General features: G+C 57.2%; 2 protein-coding genes. One reads left to right on the forward strand and one right to left on the reverse strand.

The window, feature by feature from the left end:
• On the forward strand, positions 1–1,257 hold a 1,257-nt coding region (locus B7449_RS12220), incomplete at its 5' end, for a cation:proton antiporter (protein ID WP_048883658.1).
• 257 nt (positions 1,258–1,514) lie between these two features.
• Here B7449_RS12220 and B7449_RS12230 read toward each other — a convergent pair.
• The gene (locus B7449_RS12230) at positions 1,515–2,639 is read right to left on the reverse strand and encodes an alpha/beta hydrolase (protein WP_235721300.1); all 1,125 of its coding nucleotides are present in this window, start codon (positions 2,637–2,639) and stop codon (positions 1,515–1,517) included.
• Positions 2,640–3,157 lie beyond the last annotated feature (518 nt).

Raw genomic sequence — 3,157 nt, forward strand, 5'->3', positions numbered from 1 at the left:
ACCATCAGCCTCCTCGCCCTGCTTCTGACGCTCTCGGCAGGGTTCAGTATTCTCAATCACCACACGTTTCGTCTTCCTGTGACGATTGGTGTGCTGGTCTTCTCATTGCTGTCTTCCCTGCTGGTCATGATCCTGAATCCGTTGATACCGGGCTATGACCTTCAGGCTCTCCCGCGATCTGTGCTCGGAGCGATCAATCTCCCTACGGCCCTTCTGAATGGCGCGCTGTCCCTGCTTCTGTTTGCCGGGGCCACGCAGGTGGATGTCGGACATCTGCGCGCAAAGATTGCCTCTGTGGCCGCCCTCTCTGTTCTGGGGACCGTTCTGGCCGTTGCCTTTCTGGCGGTTGCGGCGTGGTCTGTCTTCCCCCTGTTGGGCCACGCCATTCCTTTTGCATGGTGCATCGTTCTTGGCGCCATTCTCGCACCAACCGACCCGGTCTCGGTTGTCGGCATGCTGAAACGTCTTGGACTGCCCGGACCGATTCAGGCCGTTTTTGCGGGTGAGAGTCTGTTCAATGACGGCGTGGGCGTTGTCATTTTTGGCGTCACGATCGGGCTGGCAACCGGGGACAGTCAGGGTGTCACTGTCTCCGAGATTGCTCTGAGCTTCTGCCGCGAGGCGATCGGTGGCGGCCTGCTGGGCGCGCTGACCGGATGGATCGCGCTCCGTGTGCTCAAGGGACAGCGGGATCCGCATATCGATCTGCTGACATCGCTGGCTCTGGCGACCGGAACCTTCAGCATCGCCAGCCAGCTTGGCATGTCGGGCGCGATTGCCGTCGTGGTGGCGGGACTGTGCTTTGGAACAGGCTACAGCCATTCCGTTTTCGATGAAGCATCCCGCAGGGAACTCGATACCGCCTGGACACTCATCGACGAGGTGCTGAACGTCCTGCTGTTCATGCTGATCGGCTTTGAGATCCTTGAGATCACGCCGCATCTGTTTACGGTGCTGGCGACACTTGCCGTGATCCCGTTGTCCATTGCCGTGCGGGCATTGAGCGTGCTGCTTTCAACGCTTCCGGTTCATCTCAGGCAATGGGAACGGGGCCGTGTTCTTGGAATCCTGACCTGGGGTGGCCTGCGTGGCGGTATTTCGGTTTCGCTGGCGCTTGGACTGCCGCCCGGAAACTTGCGCGACCTGTTATTGCCGGTCTGTTACGGCGTCGTCGTGTTCACCATTATCGTGCAGGGACTGACCATGGAGCGGGTTGCCCGCAGACTCTATCCCTCATCCTCCGAACTGTCGCAGTAATGCCAGTTCACAGCGAGCAAGGACGTTCGGGCAGTATCTTGACCATGTAAACGCGTTGAAGGCCCTTTTCCTCGGCGCGATGTGTCTCAGCATACCTGATGCGTTGATAGAGGGAGATGTTTTCAGTGATGGCCTTATTGGTATAGAGCCTGATGTGACGGAGACCCGCCTCGGACCACACGCAGTTGCATGAGCGGCAGGAGGCATCGTCTGGCCGCTCCCGCAGCAGAACGGGTACCAGTCCAGATGCCCGGACCTCATTTTCCTTGAGGTTTATAGTTCTGCCATAGCCATAACAGGGCTTCGGGCAATGTCTGTTCAATTGTGGGACCGTCCACATGACCGGCATTACGCGACAGAACGAACTGGTAGTCATATCCTTTTGCGGCCAGCACACGGGCCATGTTTTCACTGGCCAGTACCCAGTCATGCATGCCATCGGGCATGGCCGGAGCAGGATAGAACAGATCCTTGTCCCCTGCCTCGAACCAGAAGCGGATCGGCTTGCGCGGGGCATTGGGTATAAGGGCCGCACCGGGCTGACTGCCTGTTGCTGTCGGGTTGCCTGCCCATGGTGAATGATACTGCCATGCCCCACCCGGCATGGCAGTATCATGCGGCCATTGCTGGTTCGTCAGCGTAGGAGAATAGGCCAGTACGCGATGGTACAGTTCCGGATGGAACCATGCCATACCAAATGCCGCGCCGCCGCTTGAACTGATGCCCATCGTTGCGCGACCATCCGGGTCATGGGTCAGGGCAACGCCAGCATGCTGCTGTACCAGCGGCAGGACCTCACGCTCAACCCATTCAGCATAGGTGCCTGACACCGTGTCATATTCCCGTCCACGCTCGCTACCCTGCGCATCCTGTCCGCCAGAACCGATACCAATCGCGATCAGGGGAGGGAGTCGATGGCTGGCGATCAGCACATCCAGGATTGCGAACAGGTCACGACCGGGATAAATACCATCCGCCCCGCCATCGCCGAATACAAGAAACGGCGCTTTGGTACCTGGTTTGTACTGAACGGGTACATACACATCCACCTGTCGTATCCATGGACCCGAATGGCTTTCCGCCAGCCGCAGGTTGGACGGATCTCCGGGTGCGGAACGAGACGTATAGATCGCGCCGTTAGGACAGTTGTCGGGGTCGTCACGTACAATGCCAGGATTAAACAGGACGCTGTGTCCGGACGCCATGGTGAAGGATACAATCCGTCCGGAGGGCACATTTGCCGTCATGGCAAATTCGGGTGCAAACGGATGGGTCGGTCCCAGCACGAAATTGCCATTGGCTGTGTCCGACGGCACAGTTCTGTCGGGCAGATCGTATGCAGGTGGATAGTGCGGGTTATGCGGATCACGCCGGGGCGACATATTGTCAGTCGTCAGTGCCGAAAGATCAATGAAGAACGGTGCCTGGGGATGTGTTGTATTGGCAGTCGGCGGCGGCGGAATATGCAGGGACTGGCAATCGGCGCGAGCGGGCAAAACAGGCATCGCAACATAAACTGCCCACGCCACCATGAAGAAGGAAGTCGGTATTCTGAAACCCGATGCCAATAGTCTGTTCCCGCCCCGCATTAAAAGCTGCGTATCTCTCTATCCAAACACGATATCAGTTCCATATCTACCCTTTGTAAAAGACTGTTAGAAAACCTGCCTGACCAGACAATAGGTACAGTCTGTTTTTTCATTTTTTACGGAAGTCAGACAGACGGCACCCGCTTTCCGTATAGCGGCAACCCATGCCTTCATGACGTCTGTCAGAGGCTTGTTCTGCGCCGTATCAAACGGCTTCACCATCTCCATAGTATTCATGCATGTCACGCCATGGGAAATGGAACTCGGTCTAGCACTACAGTTGTGTTTTGATGTGAGAGGCGTAGGCTTTT

The organism is Komagataeibacter intermedius TF2 (genome assembly GCF_000964425.1).
Lineage (GTDB): Bacteria > Pseudomonadota > Alphaproteobacteria > Acetobacterales > Acetobacteraceae > Komagataeibacter > Komagataeibacter intermedius.